This window comes from bacterium (genome assembly GCA_020440705.1).
Classification (GTDB): domain Bacteria; phylum Krumholzibacteriota; class Krumholzibacteriia; order LZORAL124-64-63; family LZORAL124-64-63; genus JAGRNP01.
In genome coordinates this window covers 1-563 of the sequence record JAGRNP010000363.1, presented here as the reverse complement: position 1 = coordinate 563, position 563 = coordinate 1, and the positions used below count along the sequence as shown (strand labels likewise).

The window sequence follows — 563 nt, the reverse complement described above, 5'->3', positions numbered from 1 at the left end:
ACCTGATGGACCGGCAGAGACACCAGACTGGACCGCCGTGGGTGAGGCCGCGAGCCAGGCGTTCGGGAGGGGCGCCCCAGCCGGCGACGTCAACGGCGACGGCTTCGCCGACCTCCTGATCGGCGCGCCCAACTATCCGGGCGGGAAGGCATACCTGTGGCTCGGCTCAGCGACCGGGCCGGCCGAGGCGCCAGACTGGACGAAGACCGGGAGCGGCGACGACTTCTTTGGCGCCAGCATCGGCGGGGTGGGCGACGTCAACGGCGACGGCTACGGCGACTGGATGGTGGGGGCCAACGGAGCCAACAACTACGTGGGGAGGGTCTACCTCTTCCTCGGCGCCGGCGATGGCCTGCCTGCGGTCCCCGCCGCGACACTCGACGGGGAGAGCGGCGTCGGCTACTCCGCCTATGCCATCGGGCTGTACCGCGCCGGCGACGTCAACGGCGACGGCTTCGACGACGTCGTCGTCGGCTCGCCCTTCGACTTCTTCGCCGGCGTCATGGTGGGCTCGGCCGACGTCTACTCCGGTAGCGACGGCAGCCTCCTCCATGCTTTCCACG

The 563-nt window shown here is 70.7% G+C and carries 1 protein-coding gene; it reads left to right on the top strand.

Annotated features, from left to right (window positions below):
• Window positions 1-563, top strand: a 563-nt coding sequence (locus KDM41_18810; protein MCB1185476.1) for an FG-GAP repeat protein, incomplete at both ends; no start/stop codon positions are given.